Origin of the sequence: Amycolatopsis sp. lyj-109 (genome assembly GCF_046548995.1) — a bacterium.
GTDB lineage: Bacteria > Actinomycetota > Actinomycetes > Mycobacteriales > Pseudonocardiaceae > Amycolatopsis.
Genome location: NZ_JAJPWR010000015.1, coordinates 58603 through 84190 on the forward strand (window position 1 = coordinate 58603; position 25588 = coordinate 84190).

Sequence of the window (25588 nt, forward strand, 5' to 3'; positions counted from 1 at the left end):
CGGTTGTCTCCTCCTTCTGAGGGATTGCCGGATCCTACCGGGCTGGCTAAATTGTGAAAACCTCGATTACCAACAACCGGAGGCAACGATGCTTCGTCGGTTACTGGTCGCCGTCGCGCTGCTTTTCGTGACAGCCGCCCCCACGGCAGACGCCGAACCGGGCGTCCTCCTGGAGCAGCGGCCGACGACGGTGTTCCTCGGCCCGTTCCCGGCGCCGGTCAAAGCCTGGCACCTGCGCTACCGCTCGACGTCGGCGACCGGCGAGCCGAACGCCGTCTCCGGCACGCTGCTGGTGCCGCCGGCACCGTGGCTGCGCGGCGGCCCGCGGCCACTGATCACCTACGCCGTCGGGACGCACGGCCTGGGCGACCAGTGCGCCCCCTCGAACCTCCTGGCCCACGGCATCGAGAACGAAAGCGCGTTGCTGGCGCAGGCGTTGACGCAGGGCTGGGCCGTCGTCGTCACCGACTACGAAGGGCTCGGCACCCCGGGCACGCACACGTATGCGGTCGGGCAGTCCGAAGGCCGGGCGGTGCTCGACGCGGCGCGGGCCGCGTCCCGGGTGACCGGCGCGGGGCTGTCCCCGTCCGGGCCGGTGGGCGTGTTCGGCTACTCGCAGGGCGGCCAGGCCGCGGCGTGGGCGGCCGAGCTGCAAGCGACGTACGCGCCTTCGCTGAACGTGGTCGGCGTGGCGGCCGGCGGGGTCCCGGCGGACCTGAACGCGGTCTTCGCCTCCAACGACGGCGGCGCGGCGTTCGGCCTGGTTCTCGGCGCGGCCACCGGCTTCGCGGCGGCCTACCCGGACGTGCCGTTCGCGTCGATCCTGAACGACCGCGGCCGCGAGGCGGTGGCCCGGGTGTCGAAGGCGTGCACGGTGGAACTGGGCGCGGCGGCGCCGTTCGCGCACCTGCAGGACTTCGTGACCGTGCCGGACCCGATCCACGAGCCGCACTGGCAGGCCCGGCTGGCGGAGAACTACCTGGGCACGACCGCACCGAAGCCGCCGGTGTACCTGTACCACGGCACGCTGGACGAGCTGATCCCGTTCAGCGTCGGAACGGCGTTGCGGGACAGGTGGAAGTCCCTCGGCGCGGCGGTCACCTGGCAGGAGTTCCCGCTGCTGGAACACATCGGCGGGGTGTCGATCGGCGGCCCGGTGGCGATGACCTGGCTGGGCACGAAGTTCTGACACCGGCGGGCGGCGCAGGGGGCCGCCCACGGTCGCGGAAGATTCGTGAAGGCCACCTTGAGGAACTTGTAGTTCCTCAAGGTGGCCTTCACGAACTTGGGTGAGCATGAAGCGGCGCGAGGGCGGTGACGGCGTCGGGCGCCAAGGAAGTCGTGAGGGTGCCGCCCGCGGCGAGGGGGCTGCGGGACCACCACTCACCCGAGGCCGCCGGGTGTTCCGGGCCGCCGACCTCCAGGTCCGTCGCCAGCACCCGGCGGCTCGCCAGCACCGCCAAGCTCCCGTCCAAAGTGGAGTCACCGATGGCGAGCGTCTGACGGAGAACAGGTATCGAGCCCCGCATGACCGACAACGAAGTCGTGAGCGACCCCGGACTCTCCCCGGCCCGCCCCAGCACCAGCACCTCCCGCGTGTGCAGGTACGCATCCGACGCGAGCGAAGCCCGGAAGACCGCGTTGTGCCGGGCCCGCGCGGTGATCACCATCGGCTCCGGCAAGTACTCCAGCGACCCGCCCGGCTCGACGACGACCTCCACAGTGGACAGAGAAGACTCGCCGTGCAGGCCGGGCAACGCCAGCGTCGCCGCGACGCCGGACACCCGGAGCGCCGCTCCCGGGCCGACGTGGATCGAGAGCGTCAGGTCGTCCCCACCCAACGGAGACGTCGCCGAATTGACCAGGTGCACCACCGCCGTCGAGCCGGATCGCCGGCGCGGGAACAGCGTCAACGGCGCCATCGAACGCAGCTCCCGCAACACCGTGCGCGAACCGTCGAAGCACGCCGTCAGCCGCGCGTGGGCCTTCATAGCAGTGAACGGACCCAGTCGGCGACCGCGGGTGCGTCCGGGGTGTCCACCAGGGACTGCGTGATCACCGGTAGCGACCCGCGCATCCGGTGCGCGTCCGAGGTCATCACGGCCATGTCCGCGTTGACCAGATGGGCGATGTCGATCTTGTTGATCACCAGCAGGTCCGCCGTCGTGACGCCGGGGCCGCCCTTGCGCGGCACCTTGTCGCCGCCCGCGACGTCGACCACGAAGATCTGGCTGTCCGCCAGGCCGCGACTGAACACCGCCGTCAGGTTGTCGCCGCCGCTCTCGATGATCACCAGGTCGAGGCCGGGGAACTTCTCCTCCAGCCGCTCGACCGCGTCGAGGTTCGCCGTGATGTCGTCGCGGATCGCCGTGTGCGGGCAGGCGCCGGTCTGCACCGCCTCGATCCGTTCCGGGTCCAGCACGCCCGCGCGGCGCAGGAAGTCCGCGTCTTCGGTCGTGTAGATGTCGTTCGTGACCACGGCGAGCCGGATCTCGTCGCCGAGTGCGCGGCACAGCGCCGCGGTCAGCGCCGTCTTGCCCGAGCCGACCGGGCCGCCGATGCCGATCCGGTACGCGCGGCCCGCGGTGGGCGCCGCGTCGTAGTGGTCGGGTTCCGCGGCCGTCGGGTCGAAATTGACCTCGTGGAAGTGTCCGTGACCGTGACCTTCAGCTGGCAAAGAGACGCACCTCTTCCTGGTGGTGCCGGGCATGGGCCTCGGCGAACAAATCCAACGCGGGCGAGTTCGGCGACGGCAGCGACGCCGGGTCGTTCCCGGCCACGGCCGCCGCTTCCGAACAGACCGCAGCGAGGTCCAGCCGCGCCACGACGGCGTTGACCGCGAACGGATCCAGACCCAGCAGCCGCACGACAGCGCTCGCCGGCCCGCTGATCGACAGGTACGCGGCCGCCATCGCGGCGTCGTACGGCGAGCCGCCCGCGACGCCGACCAGCGCGCCCAGCACGATCGGGTGGTGCGGCCGCGGGGTCTCGGCCAGCAACGCATCCAGGACGGGAGACGGCCAGGCGATCCGCCCGGCCCGCGCGGTCCCGCGGCCTTGCGCCCGGGACGCCTCGCGCTGCGCGAGTGACGGAGTGCGCGCATCCAGCTCGCTGTCCAGGAGTGACCAGTTTCCCCGGGTGACGGCCGCATGCGCCGAAGCAGCGGCAAAAACGGCCGCCAGGAATCCCGCCGTCCGCAACCGTCCGGAAAGGAATCCCGGCAGATCCCGCACGGACGTCACCAGTTTCCGCGCGACGACCTCTTCCAGCCCGCCACTGTGGACGTGCCCGCCGCCGGGAAAGCGGGAGTCCGCGAGAATCAGCGCCGAGAGGTCCATCAGAAGAGGAAGTACCTCTGCGTCATCGGCAGTTCCGTCACCGGCTGCGGTTCGATCAGCTCGCCGTCGACGTGCACCGCGAAGCTGTCCGGCTCGACGCGGACGTCCGGCGTGGCGTCGTTGAGCACCATGTCGGCCTTGGTCCGCGCGCGCATGTTCGACACCGCGACGAGTGGCCTCGTGATGCCGAACTTCTCGCGCAACCCGCTGTCCAAAGCTTCCGGGGCGACGAAGTGCAGGCTCAGCGCGGCACCGATGTTCGCGCCGAACATCGGCCGGGCCATGACCGGCTGCGGCGTCGGGATGGACGCGTTCGCGTCGCCCATCGCCGCCCAGACCGGCATGCCGGCCTTGAGAACGACGTGTGGGCGGACGCCGAAGAACTTCGGCTCCCACAGCACCAGGTCGGCGAGCTTGCCGACCTCGACCGACCCGATCTCGGACTCCATCCCGTGCGCGATGGCCGGGTTGATCGTGTATTTGGCGACATAGCGACGCGCGCGCAGGTTGTCGGCGTCGCCGTCGCCGGGCAGCGCGCCGCGACGGCGCTTCATCACGTGCGCCGTCTGCCACGTCCGGATGATCACCTCGCCGATCCGGCCCATCGCCTGCGAGTCCGAGCTCATCATCGAGATCGCGCCCAGGTCGTGCAGGACGTCTTCGGCAGCGATCGTGGTCGGCCGGATCCGGCTCTCGGCGAAGGCGAGGTCCTCGGGCACCGACGGGTTGAGGTGGTGGCAGACCATCAGCATGTCAAGGTGCTCGTCGAGCGTGTTCACGGTGTGCGGGCGGGTCGGGTTGGTCGACGACGGCAGCACGTTGGCCAGCGAGACGACCCGGATGATGTCCGGCGCGTGGCCGCCGCCGGCCCCTTCGGTGTGGTACGCGTTGATCGAGCGGCCGCCGATGGCATCCACAGTGGACTCCAGGAAGCCGGCCTCGTTGAGCGTGTCGGTGTGGATTCCCACCTGGACACCGGATTCGTCGGCCACCGTGAGGCAGGCATCGATCGCCGCCGGGGTGGTGCCCCAGTCCTCGTGCAGCTTGAAACCGCCGGCGCCCGCGGCGAGCTGCTCCCGCAACGCCTCGAGCCGGACGGTGTTGCCCTTGCCCAGCAACAGGATGTTCACCGGATAGCCGTCCATGGCGGCCAGCATCCGGCCCAGGTGCCACGCGCCGGGGGTGACCGTGGTGGCCTTGGTGCCGTCGTTCGGTCCGGTGCCGCCGCCGACCATCGTGGTCACGCCGGCGGCCAGCGCGGTGTCGACGAGCTGCGGGCAGATGAAGTGGACGTGGCAGTCGATGCCGCCGGCGGTGAGGATCTTGCCGTTGCCGGACAGCACCTCGGTGGACGGCCCGATGACCAGCGCGGGGTCGACGCCGTCCATCGTGTCCGGGTTGCCCGCCTTGCCGATCCCGACGATCCGGCCGTCGCGCACGCCGACGTCGGCCTTCACGATTCCCCAGTGGTCGAGGATCACCGCGCCGGTGATGATCAGGTCCGGCGTGCCCTCGGCCCGGGTCGCCGTGGCCTGGCCCATGGACTCGCGGATGACCTTGCCGCCGCCGAAGAGCACCTCGTCGCCGGAGCCGCCGGGGCCCATCGAGCGGTCCTCGGTGACCTCGATCAGCAGGTCGGTGTCGGCGAGCCGGATCCGGTCGCCGGTGGTCGGGCCGAACAGCTCGGCGTAGCGCTCGCGGTCGATCTGCGGCATTTCAGACAGCTCCTATGCCTTCTCGGCGGGAGGAAGTACCTCGAAGGACCCCGCGAACTCGGAACGCAGGCCCGGAACCCGGCGGGCTCCGGCGAGCGGCACCAGATCGACCTCGCGCTCGACGCCCGGCTCGAACCGCACGGACGTCCCGGCCGGGACGTCGAGCCGGTGGCCGCGAGCGGCGTCCCGGTCGAACTCGAGGCCCGGGTTCACGGCCGCGAAGTGGTAGTGCGAGCCGACCTGCACCGGCCGGTCGCCGAGGTTCCGCACGAGCAGCCGGACGCGCGCGCGGCCGGGGTTCAGCTCGACCGGCTCCTCGCCGGGAATGATCTCGCCAGGGTGCATGCGGCTCCCGTTCTCGAGTGGGCCTCGTGAGTGGTAATTAGGGTTCTAACCCTAATTACCACTCACGAGGGGTGTGGCTAGACGATCGGGTCGTGCACGGTGACGAGCTTCGTGCCGTCCGGGAAGGTGGCCTCGACCTGCACGGAGTCGACCATCTCGGGCACGCCGTCGAGCACCTGCGCCCGGGAGAGCACGGTCCGGCCGCTGGAGACGAGCTCGCTGACCGTGCGCCCGTCGCGAGCGCCCTCGAGGACGTGGTCGGTGATCAGGGCGACCGCCTCCGGGTAGTTGAGCCGGACGCCGCGGTCCAGCCGCTTCCGCGCGACGTCGGCCGCCACGTGGATGAGCAGCTTGTCGCGCTCCTGCGGGCTGAGGTGCATGCGCTAGGTCTATCACCCGAAACGCGAGCGCGCCGGGTTCGGAAACACAGGATTTACCTGGTCTTCGTCACACTGAGTGGCGAAAATTCTCCTGAACGGAGGCTTCGGTGACTGAATCGTTCTCGTAATCGTGACCGAAACCACCACATCTTTCGATTGCCAGTGGCCGGTCAAGAGAGCAAGGTCTATCCATCCGTGCGATGTGGCGCGCTTTCAGTGCGCTTCCTCCAACCGCGCGACCAGCAGCAACCAGCCGGGGAAAAGCGCACCGAAAGGTTCCGCGAAACAGTGACTACCTCCACGATCAGCAAGCCTCAGCCGTCCGGCCAACCCGACGACGGCTTCCGACCGGGCCTGGAGGGCGTAGTCGCCTTCCACACCGAAATCGCCGAACCCGACCGGGACGGCGGTGCCCTGCGCTACCGCGGCGTCGACATCGAGGACCTCGCCGGCAAGGTGACCTTCGGCGACGTGTGGGGCCTTCTGGTGGACGGCCGGTTCGGCCACGGCCTGCCGCCCGCCGAGCCGTTCCCGCTGCCGGTGCACACCGGTGACGTGCGGGTGGACGTCCAGGCCGCGCTGGCCATGCTCGCCCCGATCTGGGGCTACCGCCCACTGCTCGACATCACCGACGAAGAGGCCCGCGAGCAGCTGGCCCGCGCCTCGGTGATGGCCCTGTCCTACGTGGCGCAGTCGGCGCGCGGCATCGGCCAGCCCGCCGTGCCGCAGACCCGCGTCGACGAGGCCCACTCGATCACCGAGCGGTTCCTGATCCGCTGGCGCGGCGAGCCGGACCCGGCGCACGTCAAGGCGCTGGACGCCTACTGGGTGTCGGCCGCGGAACACGGTCTCAACGCCTCGACCTTCACCGCCCGCGTCATCGCCTCCACCGGGGCGGACGTGGCGGCGGCCATGTCCGGCGCCATCGGCGCGATGTCGGGCCCGCTGCACGGCGGCGCGCCGGCGCGGGTGCTGCCGATGATCGAAGAGGTCGAGCGCACCGGCGACCCGGCGGGCCTGGTCAAGGGCATCCTCGACCGCAAGGAACGCCTGATGGGCTTCGGCCACCGCGTCTACCGCGCCGAGGACCCGCGGGCCCGCGTGCTGCGCCGGACCTGCCAGGAGCTGGGCGCGACCCGCTTCGAGGCGGCCGCCGCGCTGGAGCAGGCGGCGCTGAAGGAGCTGCGCGAGCGGCGTCCGGATCACCCGATCGAGACCAACGTCGAGTTCTGGGCCGCGGTCATCCTGGACTTCGCCCAGGTCCCGCCGCACATGATGCCCGCGATGTTCAGCTCGGCGCGCACCGCCGGCTGGGCGGCGCACATCCTGGAGCAGAAGCGCACCGGACGCCTGGTGCGGCCGTCGGCCAAGTACATCGGCCCGGCGCCGCGCACCCCCGAGGACGTCGAGGGCTGGGAACTGGTCACCAAGCACTGACGCTCGTTGTTCGTGAAGGCCACCTTGAGGAAGTTTAAGTTCCTCAAGGTGGCCTTCACGAACTTGGGACGGTGTCGTGGGTGGCGGTGGTGGTGAGCATCGCCGTGAGCTGGTCGACGAGCCAGCTGTCGAGGGACTCGCGTGGGACCGTGCGCTCCTGGAGCCAGCTCAGCAGGGCGCCCTCGACGACGGCCGTCCAGCAGCGGAGGGTCAACGAGAGCAAGGGCGAGGGATCCGTGACGCCGAGAGCGTCCAGGATCAGGGCCACCGCGCGGTTGCGAACCTCGTCGATCGCCGCGTCCGTCTCGGACGTCGCGATCACCGAACCGCTGCGCAGCAACGCGATGTACCCCGCGCGGTAGTGGTCGGCGACGTCGATCAGGCCGCGCACGGCGGCGCGCAGCCGGGTTTCGGGCGGCCCCTCCTCGAGCCCGGCCAGGCCGTCGATCAGCCCGTCGGTGACCGTGCGCAGCGCCTCCACCTGCAGGTCTCGCAGGTTGGCGAAGTACCGGTAGAAGAGCGGCCGCGACACCTCGGCGCGCGCGACGATGTCGTCCACGGTGACCAGCTCCGGCGCACGCGAGCCGAACAGGTCGAGCGCGGCGCGGATCAGGTCGTCGCGGCGGGCCTGCGGCGACATCCGCCGCGGCCGGCTCACGGCGTCAGGTCCAGCTTCGCGGCCTTGCGCAGCAGGCCGGGTGTCAGTCGCGAAAGGACCAGCGCGACCTTCGCCTCCGGAGTGGACGGAGCGATCGCGATGTCCTTTTCCACCGCACGCAGGATGTCCCGCGCGACACCCTCGGGACCGAACCCGCGCCGCGCGTAGAGCTTCGAACTCGAGACCTGACGCCGGCGTTGTTCCTCTTCGGACACTCCGACGAACGTCGTCGTGCCGGTGATGTTGGTCTTGACGATGCCCGGACACACCGCGGTGACGCCGACGTGGTGCGCGGCCAGCTCGGCCCGCAGGCAGACGCTCAGCGTCAGCACGGCGGACTTCGTCGTCGCGTAGGCGGAGAGGATCTTCGACGGCAAGTACGCGGCCGCCGAGGCGAGGTTGACGATCTGGCCCCCTTCGGCGCGCTCGGCGAGCATCGGCGCGAACGCCCGGCAGCCGTGGATCACGCCCCAGAGGTTGACGTCGATGACGCGTTCCCAGTCCTGGACCGACGTGTCGAGGAACGGTCCCGACATCCCGATTCCGGCGTTGTTGACCACGATGTCCGGGACGCCGTGCTCGGCGCGCACCCGCTCGGCGAAGCGGTGCACGGCCTCGCCGTCCGAAGAGTCCACTGTGTACTCGGCCACGCCGTGGTCTGCCAGCAGCTTCAGCGTTTCCGCGGCACTGGACGCGTCGATGTCGGTGACGATGACGTCGGCGCCCCGCTCGGCGAAAGCGAGCGCGGTGGCCCGGCCGATGCCGCTGCCCGCCCCGGTGACCACGACGAGCTTGTGCGCGAACGGCCCGGCGTCGACGCGGGCCCGGCGCAGCGCGCGGCTCTCGGTGCCGGTTTCGGCGTAGTCGATCAGCTCGGCGGCCGCGGCGGCGACCACCTCCGGCCGCGCCCTGGTCACCCAGTGCGTCCCGACGATCCGGCGGATCCGCAGGTCGGCCACCCAGCGGGTGACCTCGGTCTGCAGCGGCGTCGTGACGTAGGCGTCGCCGGTCGGGGCCAGCACCTGCACCGGGACGTCGGCCGGGCGGGGCGCGGGCCGCGAGAGCCGGGTGAACATGTTCGCCCGGTAGAGCTGGAGACCGTGCAGGCCGTCGGACTTCTCCGGCGGCGCCGCGTCCGGTTCCATCCGCTGGATCTGCTTGCCCAGCAGGCCGGTGCGCCACAACAGGTCCGGGATGATCGGCACCTGGAACGCGAGGATGTACCACGAGTGCAGGAACTGGCTCAGCGCGTTCTTGAGCCGCTTCGGCGTCGGGCGGCGCAGCTGCGCGCGGAACCACGCGCCGGCGTGGTCGAGGCTCGGGCCGGAGAGGGACGTGTAGGAGGCGACCCGCCCGCGCAGGCCGTCCCCGGTGAGGGCGTGCCAGGTCTGGATCGAGCCCCAGTCGTGCGCGACCAGGTGCACCTTGCCGGTCGGCTGCACCTCGTCGACGACGGCGCGCAGGTCGTCGGCCAGCTGGTCCAGCCGGTAGGACGCGCGTCCCGACGGCTTGTCCGACCGTCCCGCCCCGCGGACGTCGTAGGTGACGACGCGGTGTTTCGCTGTCAGCCGGGCGGCTACCCCGCCCCACATCGAGCTGTTGTCCGGGTAGCCGTGCACGAGCACGACCGTGGGTCCGTCGCTCCGGCCGTCGATGGTCACGGAGAGGCGGACACCGTCGCTGGCGGTCACCCACTTGTGAGACATCCTGTCATGTTAGACAACTTGTCAACAGCGTGTTCACCCACGCGGCGGTTCCACAGGCTCGGATGTTCGGATTTTTGCTTGTATGACAGCGTTTTCGTGGTTCCACGGGAAACCAAGCACCCCGTGTCCACCGATCGGTGGACAGCCGGATTCCACTGGCCGTGGGTCGGATCCGGCGGCGCGAGCGGCCAGGCTCGAGCCATGACCACAGCAGTCAGCGTGCGCGGCCTGCGCAAGCAGTACCCGGGTCACCTCGCGGTGGCCGGACTCGACCTGGAGATCGCCCAAGGCGAGGTGTTCTCCCTGCTCGGCCCGAACGGCGCCGGGAAGACCACGACCGTCGAGATCCTCGAAGGGCACCGGCGGCGGACGGCCGGCGAGGTCACCGTGCTCGGCGAGGACCCCGGCAAGGCCGGCCGCGCCTGGCGGGCCCGGCTCGGCATCGTCCTGCAGACGGCGACCGACGCCGCCGAACTGAGTGTCGCCGAGACCGTGCGGCACTTCGCGAAGTACTACCCCGACCCGCGGGATCCCGACGAGGTGATCGAAAAGGTCGGGCTCACCGAGAAGGCCGGGACCCGGATCAAGGCGCTCTCCGGCGGGCAGCGCCGCCGCGTCGACGTCGCACTCGGCGTCATCGGCCGCCCCGAACTGCTCTTCCTCGACGAGCCGACCACCGGTTTCGACCCCGAGGCGCGGCGGCAGTTCTGGTCGCTGATCAGCGACCTCGCCGCCGAAGGCACCACCATCCTGCTGACCACCCACTACCTCGACGAGGCCGAAGCGCTCGCCGACCGGGTCGCGGTCATCGCGCGCGGCGAGATCGTCGCCCAGGACACCCCGCAGAACCTGGGCGGGCGGGCGGCGGCCGAGGCCACCGTGCGCTGGGTCGACGAACGCGGCGAGCACGTCGAGCGCACCGCGTACCCGACCAAGCTCGTCACCGAGCTCTCGGCTGGGGGTCGAGAGCTCGCCGGGCTGACGGTGACCCGGCCGAGCCTGGAGGACATCTACTTGGACCTGATCGGAGACAAGGCGTGACAACCCTGACCCTTCCCGGCCCCCTAACGCTCGGGCTGGCCCGCGGCGGCACCGAGTTGCGGCAGTTCTTCCGGCAGAGGGAACAGGTGGTCTTCACCTTCTCCCTGCCCGCGGTGCTGATGATCCTGCTCGGGTCCATCCTGGACGGCCCGACGGCGCTCGACGGCGTCACCTCCGGCCAGCTGCTGGCGGCCGGGATGATCGGCTCCGGCATCGTGTCGACGTCGTTCAACAGCATCGCGACCGGCGTCTCGGCCGACCGCGAAACCGGGGCCCTGAAACGCCTGCGCGGCACGCCGATGCCGCCGGCGTCGTACTTCATCGGCAAGATGGTGCTGGTCGCGGTGTCGAGCCTGGCCCAGACGGTGCTGATGGCCGGGGTCGCCATGCTGCTGTTCGGGCTGCAGCTGCCGTCCGACCCGGCGAAGTGGCTGACGCTGCTGTGGGTGTTCGCGCTCGGCATCGTCTCGTGCACCCTGCTCGGGATCGCGATCAGCTCGCTCGCGAAGTCCACCAGCGGCGCGGTCGCCATCGTGCAGGTGCTCTACCTGGTGCTGCAGTTCATCTCCGGCGTCTTCGTCTCGCCGATCACGAACCTGCCGAAAGTTATGGTGGACATCGCGTCGTTCTTCCCGCTGAAGTGGATCTGCCAGGGTTTCCGATCGGTCTTCCTGCCGGACGGCGCCGTGAGGATGGAGATGGCCGGGACATGGGAACTGCCGCGGGTGGCACTGGTGCTGGGGATCTGGTGCGTGGCGGGAGCGGTGCTGGCGCGGCTGACGTTCCGGTGGTCCGACGCGAAGTGAAGGACGCCTGGGACCGGTTCAACTGGCTCTGGGAGATCCTCTTCGCGGTGGCATACCTGGCCACGACGCTGCTGGTGATCCTCGACGACGCCGACCCGGTCCGCACGGCGGTCGCGGCGGGGGCGCTCACCGCGCTCGCGCTGGCCTACCTGCTGTGGGGCCGCCGGCTCGTCCGGGACGACGACTCGCCCGGCTTCCAGCGGTGGGTCTTCGCCTGCACGGTGCTGGCGCTGGCCGGAATCGCCATGCTCGCCGAGGGCACGTCCGGCTTCATCCTCTTCATGGCTTGCCCGCTGCTGTTCTCGACGCTCGAGTTCCGGCCGGCGGCGGTCTTCACCACCGTGGCGATCCTGCTCAACCCCGCGGCGGCCATCGTGAACGACGGGTTCCGGGGGCCGACGCTGCACATCATGCTGCCGATGACGGCGATCCTGGTCGTCTTCGGCGTGCTGTGCGGCAAGTTCATCGGGCACGTCATCGACGAGAGCAAGGGCCGGGCGGAGCTGATCGCGAAGCTCGAGGAGAGCCGGGCGGAAGTCGTCCGGCTCTCCCGAGAGGCAGGCACCGCGGCCGAGCGCGAACGGCTCGCGCGGGAAATCCACGACACCCTCGCGCAGGGCTTCACCAGCATCGTCACACTGGCCCAGGCCATCGAGTCCGAATTGGACACCGACCCGGCCGCGGCCCGGCGGCACGCGGAGCTGGCCACCCGCACCGCGCGTGACAACCTCACCGAGGCCCGCGCGATGGTCGCCGCGCTCGCCCCGGCGGACCTCGCGGCCGGCTCGCTCGTGGAGGCCGTCCGGCGGCAGGCCGACCGGCTGGCCGACGAGACGGGCGTGCCGGTCGAGTACGAAGTGGACGGTTCGCTGCCCTCGATCGGCATGGCGGGCGAAGTGGTCCTGCTGCGAGGTGCGCAGGAAGCACTGAACAACGTCCGGCGGCACGCGGGCGCGTCGGCGGTGGCGGTCCGGTTGTCCGCTGTGGACGGTTCGGTGCGGCTGTCGGTGCGCGACGACGGCGCCGGCTTCGACCCCGGCCACGTCACGGGTTTCGGGTTGCGCGGGATGCGGTCCCGGGCCGAGCAGGTCGGTGGCAGACTGAGTGTCCGGAGTGGCCCCAGCGGCACCGAACTCACCCTGGAGGTGCCGGCTTGATCCGCGTCATGCTCGTCGACGACCACCCCGTCGTCCGCGAAGGCCTCCGCGGCATGCTCGAAGCGGAACCGGACCTCACGGTCGTCGGCGAAGCGGGCTCAGGGGACGAAGCCGTCGCGCTCGACCGGGTCGCCGCGCCCGACGTCGTGCTGATGGACCTGCGGATGCCCGGCCTCGACGGTGTCGGCGCCACCCGGCGGATCCTGCGCGAGCAGCCCGGACGCCGGATCGTCGTGCTCACGACGTACGAGACGGACGCCGACATCCTGCGCGCGGTGGAGGCCGGCGCGTCGGGCTACCTGTTGAAGGACGCCTCCCGGGCGGAGCTGGCGAACGCGATCCGCGCGGCGGCCCGCGGGGACACGGTGCTGGCGCCGTCGGTGGCGGGCAAGCTGGTCAACCGCGTCCGCAACCCGGAGCCGCAGCCGCTGTCGGCCCGCGAGGTCGAGGTCCTCCGCTTGGTCGCGAAGGGCGGCACGAACGCCGACATCGGCCGCGCCCTGCACATCAGCGAGGCAACGGTGAAGACCCACCTGATCCGGGTGTTCGGCAAGCTCGGCGTCTCCGACCGCACGGCCGCGGTCACCACGGCAATGGCCCGCAACCTCCTCGGCTGACCCGGCCGTGCTGGAACGGTCGACACGCGTGATTGGAACGCCGACACGCGTGATTGGCCTGGGCACCCGCCGTGTCGACCCTCTGATCACGCGTGTCGTCCCTTCAATCACGCGTGTCGACCTCTCCTGCACGGGCCGGGACCTGCTTCGGGAGGCGGGGCGCGGCAGAATGCCTCCATGCTTGCCTCGACCGAACTCGCCCTGCTCCGCCGGATCGCCCACGAGCAGGCGGCCTGCCGGGCTCCGTCGCTGGTCGCCGCCGTGGTGCGGGACGGCGAGATCGTCTGGTCCGGTGGCCGGGGACGGGTCGGCGGGGAGACCCCGACCACCGACACCCAGTACCGGCTGGGCTCGATCACCAAGACCCTCGTCGCCACCGCCGTCATGCGGCTGCGCGACGAAGGCCTGCTCGACCTCAACGACCCGCTCGAGAAGCACGTCCCGGGCACGCCGTTCGGCGCCGCCACCGTCGCCCAGCTGCTGTCCCACACCTCCGGCCTGACCTCCGAATCACCCGGCCTGTGGTGGGAGCGGACCCCGGGCGCGGACTGGGACGCGCTGGTCGGCAGCCTCGCCGACGGCGCGACCAAGCACCGGCCGGGTGCCCGGTTCCACTACTCGAACGTCGGCTACGGCGTCCTCGGCGAGCTCCTCTCCCGCCACCGCGGCAAGGGCTGGCTCTCCGTGCTCGACGAGGAGGTCCTCGGCCCGCTCGGGATGACCCGCACGACCCCGCACCCGGTCGGCGCGCACGCCGACGGCTTCGCCGTGCACCCCTTCGCCGACGTCCTGCTGCCGGAGCCGAGCCCGGACGCCGGCGCGATGGCCCCCGCCGGGCAGCTGTGGTCGACCGCGCAGGACCTGGGCCGCTGGACGGCGTTCCTCGGCGGCGAGACCGGCGGTGTGCTGGCGCCGGAAACCGTCGCCGAGATGCGGACCATGATCACCGTCGACGACACCGACGTCTGGACGACCGGCTTCGGGCTCGGCCTGATGCTCGTGCGCCACCAGGGCCGCCGGTTCGCCGGCCACACCGGCTCGATGCCCGGTTTCCTCGCCGTGACGCTGATCGACCCGGCCGCGCAGACCGGCGCGCTGGTGCTCACCAACTCGACGTCCGGCGTCGGCATCACCCAGCTCTGCCTCGACCTGATCACCATGACCGACGAGCTGGAGCCGAGGCTGCCCGCCGAATGGCTGCCGTCGCCCGCCGACCCCGGACTGCTCGCGCTGACCGGGCTCTGGCACTGGGGCCCGACGCCGTACCACCTGCGCATCCAGGGCGACGGGCTGCTGCTGCTCGCGCCGGTGGAGGGCGCCGGCCGCGGCTCGCGCTTCCGCGCCACCGGCAAGGACACCTACGTCGGCCTCGACGCCTACTACGCCGGTGAGACGCTCGAAGTGGGCCGGAACGCCGACGGCGTCGCCACCCACCTAGACCTGGCGACGTTCGTCTTCACCCGCACGCCGTACGACCCGGCGGCGCCGGTGCCGGGCGGCGTCGAAGGCTGGCGCTGACGGAGAACGGGCCCCGCTCGCACCCCCAGGGCGGCGAGCGGGACCCTCGGTTCGGAGCCGCGGTGCGCGGCGGCGGCACCCGGGAACAGTCGGCGACGGACACTACCGGCGTCCCGACGAGCCGGTAACCGTGTTTTTACCCCCACCACGGTGGTGCCCGATGAGCCCGACGGCGTAGCTGTCGCCGTCCGGAAGGCCGGTGACCAGTTCCTCCAAGGGCAGGCCCGCCAGCCACAACCGCCGCCGGTCGCGCAGCTCGGCGGCGATGTCGGCGGGCACCGCGGGCAGGTGGAAGCGGATCCGCCAGCCCCCCGGCAGCACCGCCCAGCCGTCGACCGGCTCGCCCGCCCGCACGTCGAACGCCGCCGCCGCGACCGGGGTCCAGCTACCACTCGCGAGGTGCCCGGCCGCGAGGGCCAGATCCGCGCGCCACGCGGCCGTCGCCAGCACGGCGACCACGGCCGGCACCGGCAGGAACCACGGCAGCCAGCCACCGGTCACGACGATGACCGCGACCTCGCCCGCGAGCGCGAAGACGCCGAGTGCCCACACCGCCGCGGTGGCGAACGCCAGCTTTCGCCGCAGGGCCGCCCGCCGCATCGCCCGCCGCTTCGGCAGCAGCCTGGTCAGCCCGTACACCGAGGCGCCGGCGAAGATCGAGACGAACGCCCCGGCGTACCCGACGTCGGCGCCGTGCGGCGGGTGCGCCACGAGCGCGGCGGCGATCACCGCGGCCGTCAGGAACCACGCCACGACCAGCAGGGCCCGCAGCAGGCCGCGGCGGCCGCGACGGCCGTCCGGGCGGGCGTCGCCGGTGAGCCACCACGGCAGCCGCCGGACGAACACGAGCACCAGGGTGACCGCCAGCGCGATCGGCGCCATGACGGTCGTCGCCGTGGTCCAGCCGCCGCTCGCGACCAGGTGCACCGCGACGACGGCGCCCAGGCTCGCGAACAGCCACCAACGCGGCCGCCACGGTTCGTCGGTCATCTCCCTCTCCCCCCTGCTCCCGGGGGAAGCTACCGACCGGCCGCGCGCCCGGCCAGCGGGTTTCCGGCGGGCGTCCCACTGCCCGGAACGGCGAATCCCACCTTCACCAGCGCCATCCCGACCTGAGAGACTGGCCGCATGACCGACGCTGAGTTGACCATTCCCGCCGACCTCAAGCCGGCCGACGGCCGCTTCGGCTGCGGCCCGTCGAAGGTCCGCGCCGAGCAGCTGAGTGCGCTGGCGGAGTCCGGCTCCACCTACCTCGGCACGTCGCACCGGCAGAAGCCGGTCAAGTCCCTCGTCGGACGCGTGCGGGCGGGTCTGTCCGAGCTGTTCTCCCTGCCCGAGGGCTACGAGGTGATCCTCGGCAACGGCGGCACCACGGCGTTCTGGGACGCGGCCGCCTTCGGCCTGGTCCGCGAGCGTTCGCAGCACTTCACCTACGGCGAGTTCTCCTCGAAGTTCGCCAGTGTCACCAAGGGCGCGCCGTTCCTGGCCGACCCGATCGTCGTCAAGGCCGACGCGGGCAGCGCGCCCGAGATCGCCTACGAAGCCGGGGCGGACCTGGTCGGCTGGGCGCACAACGAGACGTCCACCGGTGTGGCCGTGCCGGTCCGCCGCCCCGAGGGCTCCGACGGCGCGCTGGTCGCGATCGACGCCACCTCCGGCGCCGGCGGCCTCCCGGTCAAGGCCGAGGACTTCGACGTCTACTACTTCGCGCCGCAGAAGTCGTTCGCCGCCGACGGCGGGCTCTGGATCGCGCTGGCCTCCCCGGCCGCGGTCGAACGGATCGGCGAGATCGGCGGCGGCGACCGCTGGATCCCCGAATTCCTGTCGCTGACCACCGCGCTGGACAACTCCCGCAAGGACCAGACGTACAACACCCCGGCCGTGGCCACGCTGTTCCTGCTCGCCGAGCAGATCGAGTGGATGAACGGCCAGGGCGGCCTCGCCTGGACGACCTCGCGCACGAAGGACTCGTCGTCGCGGCTGTACGAGTGGGCCGAGAAGACGAGCTACACGACGCCGTTCGTGAAGGACCCGGAGCTGCGCTCGCAGGTCGTCGGCACGGTGGACTTCAGCGACGACGTCGACGCCGCCGCGGTCGCGAAGGTGCTGCGCGCCAACGGGATCGTCGACACCGAGCCGTACCGCAAGCTGGGCCGCAACCAGCTGCGCGTCGGCCTGTTCCCGGCGATCGACCCGGACGACGTCACCAAGCTGACGCAGGCCATCGAGTACGTGGTCGAGCGGCTCAGCTGACCTGAGGCTCCTTGGCGGGGACCTCCGCCGCTTCCGCGGTGGGGGTCCCCTTCTTCGTGGTCAGCCGGCGGGCGCCGAACGCGGCGAGGGCCAGCAGCGCGAAGCCGTACAGCTCGTAGGACTCCGTCGCCAGCCACCAGCCGGCCGAGGGCGCCGGGCGCGGGGCGAACCACATCGGGCCGGCGATGAACAGCGCCAGGCCCACCACCACGACGGCACCGGACCACCAGGCCACGACCCGGTCGGTGCGCCAGGCCCGGACGCCGTGGTACCCGGCGAGCACGAGGATCGGCACGCACCACGTCCAGTGGTGGGTCCACGAAATCGGCGACACGAGCAGCCCGCCGAGCGCGCACGCGGTGAGCGCGAGCACCGGTTCGGCGGCGCGCACGATGATCACCGCGACCACGGCCATCACGGCGACGGCGGCCAGCAGCCAGACGACGTTGCCCGCGGTCTCCGAGAGCCCGGTCCGCGTCACCAGCCCCTTCAGCGACTGGTTGCCGACGTAGTCGACGCCGCCGATGCGGCCCGCGTCGAAGACGAGCTTCGTCCAATAGGTGAAGGACGCCGACGGCCGGATCAGCCACAGCAACGCGCCGGCCACCACGAACCCGCCGACCACCCGCGCGGCCGAACGGAAGTCGCGGCGGAACAGGAAGTAGACGACGAAGACGGCCGGCGTCAGCTTGATCGCCGCGGCCACGCCGATCAGCAGGCCCTTCGTCCGCTTCCGCTCACCGGGCAGCAGGACGTCGAGCACCACCAGCACCATCAGCAGGGCGTTGATCTGCCCGAAGCCCAGCGTCGAGCGCACCGGCTCGAGCAGGGCGCCCGCGAGCTGCGCGCCGATGGCCACCAGCGCGGCCACCGCCCGGCCGTTGACCTTCGTGGCGTCGGTCAGCGAGCCGTTGAGCGTCGCGACGTAGAGGTACGCGACCACGCCGGTCGCGAGGATCGACGCGATGCTGACCAGCTTCATCGTCACCGCGAACGGCAGCAGCGTGCCGGGCAGGAAGACGGCCGCGGCGAACGGCGTGTAGGTGAACGGCAGCAGGATCTGGTGACTGGTCGGCACCCAGGCGTCGTAGGGCGAGCCCGGCCCGGCCAGCGCCTTCGCGCCACCCAGGTAGACCTCGAGGTCGAGGCCGTCGAACCGCTTGAGCACGAGCACCAGGACGACGGCGGCGATCTCGAGCACCGCGAGCGCCCACACCAGTCTCCACCCAGTGAGCTGCACGCGTCCCCCTCGAACCAGGTCTTCGACCGGCCGAGATTACCGGGCGCTCAACAGCAGCCGTGCACCGGCAAGCGCACTGACCTGGCGTTCGCCCCCGCGGCCGGCCGGCTCGCGGCGGCTTCGGCGTCGGCCAGCATCTTGTCGAGCGTGGCCCGGTCGAGGACGCGGCCCGCCGTGACGACGGTGTCGATCCGCCGGACCGCACGGATGTCGGCGAGCGGGTCGGCGTCGAGCAGCACCAGGTCGGCGACCTTGCCGGGGGTGATCGTCCCGGACGAGTCCGCCCGCCCGAGGAACGCCGCCGCGTCGCGGGTCACCGCCTGCAGCGCCCGCCGCGGGCCGAACCCGGCCGCAACGAGGAAGTCGAGCTCGTCGTGCAGGCTGAACCCCGGGTAGACGTACGGGTTCAGGCAGTCGGTGCCGCCGAGGACCCCGACTCCGGCGCGGTGCGCCTCCCCGACGAGCCGCAGCTGCGCCTCGAAGTAGGCGTCCTGCTGGGCGATCTGCTCGGGCGTGACCGGCGTGAACAGCGGCAGCTGGGCGGCCCAGAGGTCGAGGACCTCCTGCCGGACGTACTTGTTCCGCGGATCGTGCGCGAACGTGCCGGCGGGCCGGGAGATGACGCGGTTGACCGTGAAGGTCGGGCTGAGCCAGCTGCCGAAGGCGTCGAGGCCGGCGAAGTGGCGGGCCGCCGTGGCCGGGTCGTAGGCCTGCGCGGCCTGCCGATCGAGTTCGCGGGCCAGGTTGAAGAAGTCGCGCGGGGCCTGCGGGTCGAACGGCGTCGCGTCGAGCCGGGCGAGGAACTCGTCCCGGCGGCTCGACGTGGCGATCGGCAGCCCGAAGTTGTGCTCGAAACTGCGCTGCCCCGCCCGGGCGGCGTCGAGCAGGCGGAGCCGGTAGGGCCAGTGCCCGGCGAACGGCAGGCCGTGGCGGTGGCACTCGTCGACGATCGCGCCGAACAGGTCCTTCGGCAGGTAGAAGTACACCTTGACGAAGTCCGACCGCTGGGCGACGGCGGCCCGGACCGCGGCCCGCGCCTCCTCGACGGTCCCGACCTTGGTGACCCCTCCCCTGAGCAGGGACACCGGGCCGTCGAGGATCGAGCTCCCCAGCACGACCCGCGGGCCGAGCAGCTCGCCGCGGACGATCTTGTCGCGGGTGACGCGGTTTTCGTCGTAACCCTGCATTTCGCGGATGCCGGTGACGCCGTTGGCCAGGAACAGCGGCGGCCAGAGGTCTTCGTAGTCGATGCCGTGGGCGTGCATGTCCCAGAGGCCGGGCACGAGGTAGCGGCCGCGGCCGTCGACGACCCGGGCACTCCGGCAGCGCGGCACCTCGGCGGCCGGCCCCACCCAGGCGATCCGGTCCCCGACGAGCACGACGGCGGAGTGCGGCCGGGCCGGGCCATCGGTGCCGTCGACCACGGTCACACCGCTGACGACGACGACATCGCTCCCGGCCGCGGCGGCCTCCTGCGCGAAGACGGCGGGAGCCACCCCGGCGGCGGCGAGCCCCGCGCCCGCTGTCGCCAGCCACCGCAGGAAATCACGCCGGTTCGCCTCGACTCGCAGCACAGCCGCCCCACCCTTCGATTGGCTCTCCCTTCCGGTCATCCAACACCCGGGCGGAGGCGGTGGGGAATCTTCCAACGTGCCGGAGGCCGGGTGAGGAGTAACTCGCCACCCGGCATCCGTGCATGCTCAGGCCCGCGCGCGCGTCACTTTCACGTGAAAGTGTTCCGGACTCTTCACTCCGGGTCGCTTTCACGTGAAAGCGACGCCCTCAGGCCAGTGCGCGCGTGGGCGCGAGGCGGGCCGCCCGCACCGCGGGATACGCCCCGGCCACGGCGCCCACCAGAGCCGCGACTCCCACGCCGCCGGCCAGCGCCCCGGCCGGCAGTACCGCGGGCCACCCCTGGCTCAGCGCGTACCCCGCCGTCACGAGCACCCCGGTCAGCACCCCCGCGAGCCCGCCCAGCCCGGACAACAGCACCGACTCCGCCAGGAACTGCCCGCGGATCTGCCGTTTGGTCGCCCCCAGTGCCCGCCGCAACCCGATCTCGCGCCGCCGCTCCAGCACCGAAATCACCATCGTGTTGGCCACCCCGACCCCGCCGACCAGCAGCGCCACCCCGCCGAGCCCGAGGAACAGCGCGTTGTACGTCGTGTCCGTCAGCTTCTGCGCCGCCAGCGCGTCCGACGGTCGCCGGACCTGGACCTCGTTCGGCGCCTGCGGGTTCAGCGTCGCCGCCAGCACCGATCGCACTCCGTCCACTTGGGACTCATCGGCGCGGACGTACACAGTGGACGGATGGCCGTCGAACCCGAGCAGCCGCTTGGCGACGTCCCAGCCGACCAGTGCCGACCGCTCGATCTCCGGTGCCAGCGGCATCGGCGACAGAATGCCCACCACGGTGAACCACTGCGTCCCGATCAGCACCTGCGGCGGCCGGGCCGGGTCGATGTGGTCGATGCCCAGCCGGGCCGCGGCCTGGGAGCCGAGCACCGTCACCGGGTAGTTCTGGTTCCCCGTCGCCAAGAACGCCCCGGTCCGGACCTTTCCGTTCAGCACGCCCAGCAGGTCCGGGCGCGCCGCGTACACCGCCAGCCCGGACGTGTCGTCCGGGGCGATCTTGTCGCTGCGGCGCACACTCGCCGACGTCGTTCCCGTGCCCGCGGCCGCCCGCACCGGCGCGATCCGCTTGGCCATCGCGACCGCGTCGTCCGGCAGGGTCGCGTTGTCGCCGAACAGGGTCTGGCCCGGCCCGGCGGTGAGGAGATTCGGCCCCAGCGCGGCCAGCCGGTCGTGCAGGGCCTGTGCACCGGACGCCGGGATCGCCAGCACCGCCACCATCGCGGCGACGCCGATCGCGATGCCCAACGCGGAAAGCACCGCCCGCACCGGCCGCGTGCGCATGCCGTGGGCGCCGAGCGCGACGACGTCCGGCGGCTTCAGCCGGGCCGGCTCCGGCAGCGTCACCAGGGTCATCGCGCACCCACCAGGCCGGTGTCCAGCCGCAGGCGGCCGTCGAGCAGCTCGATCCGGCGCGGCATGCCCGCGGCGATCTCGCGGTCGTGGGTGATCACGATGATCGTGGTGCCCTCCGCCGACAGCTCGCCGAGCAACGAGAGCACCGACGCGCCGGTGCCGGTGTCGAGGTTGCCGGTCGGCTCGTCGGCCAGCAGGATCGCCGGGTCGTTGACCACGGCCCTGGCGATCGCGACGCGCTGGCGTTCGCCACCGGAGAGCTCGCCGGGGCGGTGCCACGCCCGGTGCCCGAGCTTGACGCGGTCGAGCGCCGCCAGGGCCCGCGCCCGCCGCCGTCGTCGCGGCACCCCGGCGTAGAGCAGGCCGGTGCACACGTTGTCCACCGCACTCATCCCTTCGTCGAGGAAGAACTGCTGGAACACGAACCCGATCCAGCGCGACCGCAGTGCCGAGACCTTGCGGTCGGGCAGCGCGGCGACGTCGTGGCCGCGCAGCTCCACCCGCCCGGACGACGGCCGGTCGAGTGTGCCCATCAGGTGCAGCAGGGTGGACTTGCCGGACCCGGACGGCCCGACGATCGCCACCATCTCGCCGTCCGCCAGCGAGAGCGAGACGCCGTCGAGCGCGGCGACCCCGCCGGGGTAGGTGCGCGTGACCTCGTGCACGCGCAGCACGGGCGTCACGACGTCGTCACCACCCGCATGCCCGCGGTCAGGCCGGAGCCGGAGACCTCGACCTTCCCGCCGCTGAAGAGTCCGGTTTGGACGGCGATCAGCCGGCGTTGGCCGTTCTCGTCGACCTCCACCGCGTACCCGCCTTCGGCGAGCGCGAGCAGCGCGCCGACCGGGACCGCGAGCACGCCCTGGCGGACGTCCTTGGTGAACCGGACGGCGGCCGGCGCCGAGTCGAGGCTGCCGCCGGCGGCCGGGTCGTCGAGCCGGACGGTCACGGTGATCTTGGGCTTGCCGTCGTCCTGGCCCGCCGCGTCCTTGCCCTCGACCGCGGTCCGGCCGACGTCGGTGATCGTGCCCTGCGTCGTCTTCCCGTTGATCGTCACCGACGCCTTGGCACCTTGCTGGGCGAGGCCCTGCTTGGCCGCGTCGAGCTTCACCTGCACCGAACGGACGGTGCCGGTCGTCTTGAGGATCTCGCCCTGTGCGGGCGCGCCCGGCTTGGCCGCCAGCGCCGACACGCGCAGCTCGCCCGCCGCCAGCACGACGTCGCCCTGGCCGAACGCGCCGGTCTGCTCCAGGCCGAGGGACTTCTGCCACTTCTTCAGCGCGGCCGCCGTCGCCGCGGTGAACTTCTTGTCCGGCGTGCCGAACCCGCCGAAGCCGCACGCCTTGAGGTTCTCCTCCAGCTGCTTGACGTCGGCACCGTCGTCCGCCCCCGTGGCGAGGTCGCGGTAGAACGGCAACGTGCCGTAGAACAGCGGCACCGGTTTCGCGTCCACTCCGTACACCGGCTTGCAGCGGGTCAGGGTGGCGCCGGCGTCCGGCAGCGACGTGATGGTGCCCGGCTTGCGGCCCTGGACGACGGACTCGTCGCCGTACCCGAGGGTGCCGTCGGCTTCTTCTTCGTCGCTCAGGTCCGTCTTCACCACCTCCGCCGTCTCGACCGCGGGCGGCGCCGCCTCCTTGACGGGCGTCGCGCTCGACACCCGTGTCAGGAGCACGACGGAGCCGGTGCCCAGCACCACGACGAGGACCACGGCGGCGACGAGCCAGCGGGTGCGGCCGCGACGGCGGGGCCTGAGGTGGGTCACGTCGTTCACTTGGCTGCCTCGGTGCGGCCCGACATGCCCATGCCGCACGCCTTGGCGGCTTCTTCGAACTTCTTCGGGTCGTCGCCCGGCCCGCCGATCCGCATGGCGCCCTTGCCGCTGGGATCGGGGTCCGGCATGTCGATGCCGTGGTCGCGCATGCACTTGGCGTTCTTGCGCATCCTGTCGAGGTCCTCGGCGCTCGGCGGCTTCATCTCGCCGCCGTTGGGCATCAGGTGCTTGCACGCCTGCTGCGCGCCTTCGAGCTTCGAGGTGTCGCCGTCCTTGTCGCCCAGCGCGATCGCCATGCCCCCGCCGTCGCCGGCGGGCTTCGGGTCGGGCATGTCGACGCCGTGCTCGCGCATGCACTTGGCGAAGTCCCGCATCTTGTCCTCGTCGCTCTTGCCGCTGTTGTCGGCGGCGGTGGGGCCACCGCTCTTCGGCGGTGTCGAGATCGAGGCAACCTTCGACCCGTCGTCGGGCTTCGCTCCGCAGCCGCCGAGGAGCAGGGCCGTCCCGAGCGCCGCGACGGCTATCCGTGTCCGCATGGCTCGAATTCCTTTCGTCCGGATGGTGACCAGGTCTACGGATCGGGGGATTCGGGCGCGCTAAGCGACGCCGCTTATGCGGTCCTTATGGCCTGCCTGCGCAGACTGGTCGGGTGCGGGTGCTGGTGGTGGAGGACGAGCGGTTGCTGGCCGACTCGGTGGCGGAGGGGCTGCGGCGCTTCTCGATGGCCGTCGACGTCTGCTACGACGGCGAGCAGGCCATGGAACGCGTCGGCGTGCACGGCTACGACGTCGTGGTCCTCGACCGCGACCTGCCGAAGGTGCACGGCGACGACGTCTGCGCGGCCGTGGTGCGGGCCGGCGGCGAGGCACGGGTGCTGATGCTGACCGCGGCCGCCGACGTCACCGACCGGGTCACCGGCCTCGGCCTCGGCGCCGACGACTACCTGACGAAACCGTTCGCGTTCGCCGAGCTGGTCGCCCGGGTGCAGGCGCTGTCGCGGCGCGCGCGGCCCGCGTTGCCGCCGGTGCTGGAACGCGACGGCGTCGTCCTCGACCTGCCGCGCCACCAAGCCGCCCGCGACGGGCGGTTCCTGCTGCTCTCCCCGAAGGAGTTCGCCGTGCTGGAGGTGCTGATGCGGGCCGAGGGCACGGTGGTGAGCGCCGAGGACCTGCTGGAGAAGGCGTGGGACGAGCACGCGGACCCGTTCACCAACGCGGTGCGCGTCGCGGTGATGACGCTGCGGCGCAAGCTGGGCGATCCGCCGGTGATCGAGACCGTGCCGGGCGCCGGCTACCGGTTCGGCACACCGTGAACGGCCTGTCCGTCCGGACGAAGCTCACGGCCTGGTACGGCGGGCTGTTCCTGCTCGCCGGGCTGATCCTGGTCGTCATCAACTACCTGCTGGTGCAGAGCACCCTGCCGGACCCCACCCGGGCCGCCTTGACGACGATCGGCTCCGCCGACGCGATCTACGGCACCCAGGGCACCCAGGGCACCACGGGCATCGGGTCTCCGGGCGTCGCGGTGCGGCTGCTCAGCGGCACGCTCGACGAGTACCGCTCCTCGACCCTCTCGACGCTGGTGGTCGGCTCGGCGATCGCGCTGGTGTCCACCGCGGCACTGGCGGTGCTGTTCGGCTGGCTGATGGCGGGCCGCGCGCTGCGGCCGTTGCACGACATCACCTCGGCCGCGCGCCGGCTGGAGGCGGGCAAGCTCGACCGGCGGATCAACCTCGACGGGCCGCCGGACGAGCTGAAGGAGCTGGCGGACACCTTCGACGGCATGCTCGACCGGCTCGCGGAGTCGTTCGACAGCCAGAAGCGGTTCGTCGCGAACGCGTCCCACGAGCTCCGGACGCCGCTGGCGGTGCAGCGGACGCTGATCGAGGTGGCGATGGCCGACCCCGACGTCCCCGCGGAGCTCGAGAAGCTCGGCACGCACCTGCTCCACACCAACGAGCGCAGCGAGCGGATGATCGAGGGCCTGCTGGTGCTGGCCCGCAGCGACCGCGGGTTGCACGCGCGCACGCCGGTGCGTCTCGACGAGGTCGCCGCGTCGGTCGTCCGGGCCACCGCGGCCCAGGCCAAGGCGGCCGGCGTGACGGTCGAGACGCGGTTGCGGCCGCGGACGGTGGCGGGCGACCCGGTGCTGCTCGAGCGGCTGGCGACGAACCTGGTGGTCAACGCGATCACGTACAACGCCTCGGGCGGCTGGGTGTACGTCGAGGTCCACGGCGACCCCGCACTGGAGGTGCGGAACTCGGGGCCGGCGGTGCCGCCCGAGGCGGTGCCGACGCTGTTCGAGCCGTTCCGGCGGCTCGGTGGCGCGGAGCGGACCGGGGACAAGCGCAACGCGGGCCTCGGGCTGTCGATCGTCCGCTCGGTGGCCCAGGCCCACGGCGGCCGCGCCGAAGCCCAGCCCGGCCGGCGCGGCGGCCTCGCCGTGACCGTCCGGCTGCCGCCTTCTTGACCAGGGCCGCCGCGACCGAGCCCGCGCCCCACCGCCGTGAATGAGTCATTCCCGGCGTCGGAGGTCCTGAATGAGTCATTCAAGACGCCGCGGGGGCCGCCCGGCCGAAGCCGACCTTGATCCACTCGATCGTGACTTTGCGTGCC

The 25588-nt window shown here is 71.9% G+C and carries 25 protein-coding genes; 10 read left to right on the plus strand and 15 right to left on the minus strand.

Annotated elements, in window-relative coordinates; genetic code table 11:
• Nucleotides 1–88: 88 nt before the first annotated feature.
• Nucleotides 89–1189, plus strand: coding sequence for a lipase family protein (locus ACLJQF_RS30270; protein WP_410613742.1), 1101 nt, complete (start codon nucleotides 89–91; stop codon nucleotides 1187–1189).
• Nucleotides 1190–1277: 88 nt separating this feature from the next.
• On the opposite strand, the gene ACLJQF_RS30275 is transcribed toward ACLJQF_RS30270, so the two are convergent.
• The 6 genes from ACLJQF_RS30275 to ACLJQF_RS30300 form a co-directional block, all read right to left on the minus strand.
• The gene (locus tag ACLJQF_RS30275) at nucleotides 1278–1991 is read right to left on the minus strand and encodes an urease accessory protein UreD (protein WP_410613743.1); all 714 of its coding nucleotides are present in this window, start codon (nucleotides 1989–1991) and stop codon (nucleotides 1278–1280) included.
• Nucleotides 1988–2710, minus strand: coding sequence for an urease accessory protein UreG (gene ureG, locus ACLJQF_RS30280; protein ID WP_410613744.1), 723 nt, complete (start codon nucleotides 2708–2710; stop codon nucleotides 1988–1990). The genes ACLJQF_RS30275 and ureG overlap by 4 nt, the downstream gene beginning before the upstream one ends.
• Nucleotides 2667–3338 carry an urease accessory protein UreF gene (locus ACLJQF_RS30285; protein ID WP_410613745.1) on the minus strand — a complete coding sequence of 224 codons (672 nt, stop codon included), beginning with the start codon at nucleotides 3336–3338 and terminating at the stop codon, nucleotides 2667–2669. The genes ureG and ACLJQF_RS30285 overlap by 44 nt, the downstream gene beginning before the upstream one ends.
• Nucleotides 3338–5053 carry an urease subunit alpha gene (locus tag ACLJQF_RS30290; RefSeq protein WP_410613746.1) on the minus strand — a complete coding sequence of 572 codons (1716 nt, stop codon included), beginning with the start codon at nucleotides 5051–5053 and terminating at the stop codon, nucleotides 3338–3340. Before ACLJQF_RS30290 ends, ACLJQF_RS30285 begins: the two co-directional genes overlap by 1 nt.
• Nucleotides 5054–5065: 12 nt before the next feature.
• Entirely contained in the window at nucleotides 5066–5398 is a 333-nt protein-coding gene (locus ACLJQF_RS30295) for an urease subunit beta (protein WP_410613747.1), read from the minus strand.
• A gap of 77 nt (nucleotides 5399–5475) precedes the next feature.
• Nucleotides 5476–5778, minus strand: a complete 303-nt coding sequence (locus ACLJQF_RS30300) for an urease subunit gamma (protein ID WP_410613748.1) — start codon at nucleotides 5776–5778, stop codon at nucleotides 5476–5478.
• Between the two features lie 288 nt (nucleotides 5779–6066).
• Here ACLJQF_RS30300 and ACLJQF_RS30305 point away from each other — a divergent pair, with 288 nt between their 5' ends.
• Nucleotides 6067–7215 carry a citrate synthase 2 gene (locus ACLJQF_RS30305; RefSeq protein ID WP_410613749.1) on the plus strand — a complete coding sequence of 383 codons (1149 nt, stop codon included), beginning with the start codon at nucleotides 6067–6069 and terminating at the stop codon, nucleotides 7213–7215.
• A 55-nt stretch (nucleotides 7216–7270) separates the two neighbouring features.
• Here ACLJQF_RS30305 and ACLJQF_RS30310 read toward each other — a convergent pair whose 3' ends face one another.
• Both ACLJQF_RS30310 and ACLJQF_RS30315 read right to left on the minus strand, forming a co-directional pair.
• Nucleotides 7271–7855, minus strand: coding sequence for a TetR/AcrR family transcriptional regulator (locus tag ACLJQF_RS30310; RefSeq protein ID WP_410613918.1), 585 nt, complete (start codon nucleotides 7853–7855; stop codon nucleotides 7271–7273).
• Between the two features lie 14 nt (nucleotides 7856–7869).
• Nucleotides 7870–9564 (minus strand): SDR family oxidoreductase, encoded by a 1695-nt coding sequence (locus ACLJQF_RS30315; protein ID WP_410613919.1) that lies wholly within the window; start codon nucleotides 9562–9564, stop codon nucleotides 7870–7872.
• A 216-nt stretch (nucleotides 9565–9780) separates the two neighbouring features.
• Between ACLJQF_RS30315 and ACLJQF_RS30320 the strand changes: the two genes are divergently transcribed.
• From ACLJQF_RS30320 to ACLJQF_RS30340, 5 genes are all read left to right on the plus strand, one after another.
• The gene (locus ACLJQF_RS30320; RefSeq protein WP_410613750.1) at nucleotides 9781–10620 is read left to right on the plus strand and encodes an ABC transporter ATP-binding protein; all 840 of its coding nucleotides are present in this window, start codon (nucleotides 9781–9783) and stop codon (nucleotides 10618–10620) included.
• Entirely contained in the window at nucleotides 10617–11426 is an 810-nt protein-coding gene (locus tag ACLJQF_RS30325; protein ID WP_410613751.1) for an ABC transporter permease, read from the plus strand. The genes ACLJQF_RS30320 and ACLJQF_RS30325 overlap by 4 nt, the downstream gene beginning before the upstream one ends.
• On the plus strand, nucleotides 11423–12583 hold the full coding sequence (locus tag ACLJQF_RS30330) for a sensor histidine kinase (protein ID WP_410613920.1): 1161 nt from the start codon (nucleotides 11423–11425) through the stop codon (nucleotides 12581–12583). Before ACLJQF_RS30325 ends, ACLJQF_RS30330 begins: the two co-directional genes overlap by 4 nt.
• Nucleotides 12580–13200: a response regulator transcription factor gene (locus tag ACLJQF_RS30335; protein ID WP_410613752.1), complete on the plus strand. Its 621-nt coding sequence runs from the start codon at nucleotides 12580–12582 to the stop codon at nucleotides 13198–13200. Before ACLJQF_RS30330 ends, ACLJQF_RS30335 begins: the two co-directional genes overlap by 4 nt.
• Nucleotides 13201–13377: 177 nt before the next feature.
• Nucleotides 13378–14718, plus strand: a complete 1341-nt coding sequence (locus tag ACLJQF_RS30340; protein WP_410613753.1) for a serine hydrolase domain-containing protein — start codon at nucleotides 13378–13380, stop codon at nucleotides 14716–14718.
• A gap of 102 nt (nucleotides 14719–14820) precedes the next feature.
• Here the strand turns inward: ACLJQF_RS30340 and ACLJQF_RS30345 are convergent, their stop codons facing one another.
• Nucleotides 14821–15708 (minus strand): hypothetical protein, encoded by an 888-nt coding sequence (locus ACLJQF_RS30345; protein ID WP_410613754.1) that lies wholly within the window; start codon nucleotides 15706–15708, stop codon nucleotides 14821–14823.
• Nucleotides 15709–15846: 138 nt separating this feature from the next.
• Here ACLJQF_RS30345 and serC point away from each other — a divergent pair, with 138 nt between their 5' ends.
• Nucleotides 15847–16971 (plus strand): phosphoserine transaminase, encoded by a 1125-nt coding sequence (gene serC / locus ACLJQF_RS30350; protein ID WP_410613755.1) that lies wholly within the window; start codon nucleotides 15847–15849, stop codon nucleotides 16969–16971.
• Here serC and ACLJQF_RS30355 read toward each other — a convergent pair.
• The 6 genes from ACLJQF_RS30355 to ACLJQF_RS30380 form a co-directional block, all read right to left on the minus strand.
• On the minus strand, nucleotides 16964–18211 hold the full coding sequence (locus tag ACLJQF_RS30355; protein ID WP_410613756.1) for a glycosyltransferase 87 family protein: 1248 nt from the start codon (nucleotides 18209–18211) through the stop codon (nucleotides 16964–16966). The two genes, serC and ACLJQF_RS30355, sit on opposite strands and share 8 nt — an antisense overlap.
• Nucleotides 18212–18258: 47 nt before the next feature.
• Nucleotides 18259–19785 (minus strand): amidohydrolase family protein, encoded by a 1527-nt coding sequence (locus ACLJQF_RS30360; protein ID WP_410613757.1) that lies wholly within the window; start codon nucleotides 19783–19785, stop codon nucleotides 18259–18261.
• A gap of 208 nt (nucleotides 19786–19993) precedes the next feature.
• Nucleotides 19994–21199: an ABC transporter permease gene (locus ACLJQF_RS30365; protein ID WP_410613758.1), complete on the minus strand. Its 1206-nt coding sequence runs from the start codon at nucleotides 21197–21199 to the stop codon at nucleotides 19994–19996.
• Nucleotides 21196–21882 carry an ABC transporter ATP-binding protein gene (locus tag ACLJQF_RS30370; protein WP_410613759.1) on the minus strand — a complete coding sequence of 229 codons (687 nt, stop codon included), beginning with the start codon at nucleotides 21880–21882 and terminating at the stop codon, nucleotides 21196–21198. Before ACLJQF_RS30370 ends, ACLJQF_RS30365 begins: the two co-directional genes overlap by 4 nt.
• A complete protein-coding gene (locus ACLJQF_RS30375; protein ID WP_410613760.1) occupies nucleotides 21879–22964 on the minus strand; it encodes a peptidoglycan-binding protein in 1086 nt (361 codons plus the stop codon). The genes ACLJQF_RS30370 and ACLJQF_RS30375 overlap by 4 nt, the downstream gene beginning before the upstream one ends.
• Before the next feature lie 5 nt (nucleotides 22965–22969).
• Entirely contained in the window at nucleotides 22970–23509 is a 540-nt protein-coding gene (locus tag ACLJQF_RS30380) for a hypothetical protein (protein WP_410613761.1), read from the minus strand.
• Between the two features lie 113 nt (nucleotides 23510–23622).
• On the opposite strand from ACLJQF_RS30380, the gene ACLJQF_RS30385 reads away from it, so the two are divergent.
• Together ACLJQF_RS30385 and ACLJQF_RS30390 are read left to right on the plus strand one after the other, a co-directional pair.
• The gene (locus ACLJQF_RS30385; protein ID WP_410613762.1) at nucleotides 23623–24285 is read left to right on the plus strand and encodes a response regulator transcription factor; all 663 of its coding nucleotides are present in this window, start codon (nucleotides 23623–23625) and stop codon (nucleotides 24283–24285) included.
• Nucleotides 24282–25442, plus strand: a complete 1161-nt coding sequence (locus tag ACLJQF_RS30390) for a sensor histidine kinase (protein ID WP_410613763.1) — start codon at nucleotides 24282–24284, stop codon at nucleotides 25440–25442. The genes ACLJQF_RS30385 and ACLJQF_RS30390 overlap by 4 nt, the downstream gene beginning before the upstream one ends.
• The last annotated feature ends 146 nt before the right edge of the window (nucleotides 25443–25588 follow it).

Excerpts from the sequence above, each read along its gene's own strand:
- ACLJQF_RS30270 (WP_410613742.1), top strand. The coding sequence starts at position 89 with ATGCTTCGTCGGTTACTGGTCGCCGTCGCGCTGCTTTTCGTGACAGCC.
- ACLJQF_RS30275 (WP_410613743.1), bottom strand. The coding sequence starts at position 1,991 with ATGAAGGCCCACGCGCGGCTGACGGCGTGCTTCGACGGTTCGCGCACG.
- ureG (WP_410613744.1), bottom strand. The coding sequence starts at position 2,710 with ATGCCCGGCACCACCAGGAAGAGGTGCGTCTCTTTGCCAGCTGAAGGT.
- ACLJQF_RS30285 (WP_410613745.1), bottom strand. The coding sequence starts at position 3,338 with ATGGACCTCTCGGCGCTGATTCTCGCGGACTCCCGCTTTCCCGGCGGC.
- ACLJQF_RS30290 (WP_410613746.1), bottom strand. The coding sequence starts at position 5,053 with ATGCCGCAGATCGACCGCGAGCGCTACGCCGAGCTGTTCGGCCCGACC.
- ACLJQF_RS30295 (WP_410613747.1), bottom strand. The coding sequence starts at position 5,398 with ATGCACCCTGGCGAGATCATTCCCGGCGAGGAGCCGGTCGAGCTGAAC.
- ACLJQF_RS30300 (WP_410613748.1), bottom strand. The coding sequence starts at position 5,778 with ATGCACCTCAGCCCGCAGGAGCGCGACAAGCTGCTCATCCACGTGGCG.
- ACLJQF_RS30310 (WP_410613918.1), bottom strand. The coding sequence starts at position 7,855 with ATGTCGCCGCAGGCCCGCCGCGACGACCTGATCCGCGCCGCGCTCGAC.
- ACLJQF_RS30320 (WP_410613750.1), top strand. The coding sequence starts at position 9,781 with ATGACCACAGCAGTCAGCGTGCGCGGCCTGCGCAAGCAGTACCCGGGT.
- ACLJQF_RS30340 (WP_410613753.1), top strand. The coding sequence starts at position 13,378 with ATGCTTGCCTCGACCGAACTCGCCCTGCTCCGCCGGATCGCCCACGAG.
- ACLJQF_RS30345 (WP_410613754.1), bottom strand. The coding sequence starts at position 15,708 with ATGACCGACGAACCGTGGCGGCCGCGTTGGTGGCTGTTCGCGAGCCTG.
- serC (WP_410613755.1), top strand. The coding sequence starts at position 15,847 with ATGACCGACGCTGAGTTGACCATTCCCGCCGACCTCAAGCCGGCCGAC.
- ACLJQF_RS30365 (WP_410613758.1), bottom strand. The coding sequence starts at position 21,199 with ATGACCCTGGTGACGCTGCCGGAGCCGGCCCGGCTGAAGCCGCCGGAC.
- ACLJQF_RS30380 (WP_410613761.1), bottom strand. The coding sequence starts at position 23,509 with ATGCGGACACGGATAGCCGTCGCGGCGCTCGGGACGGCCCTGCTCCTC.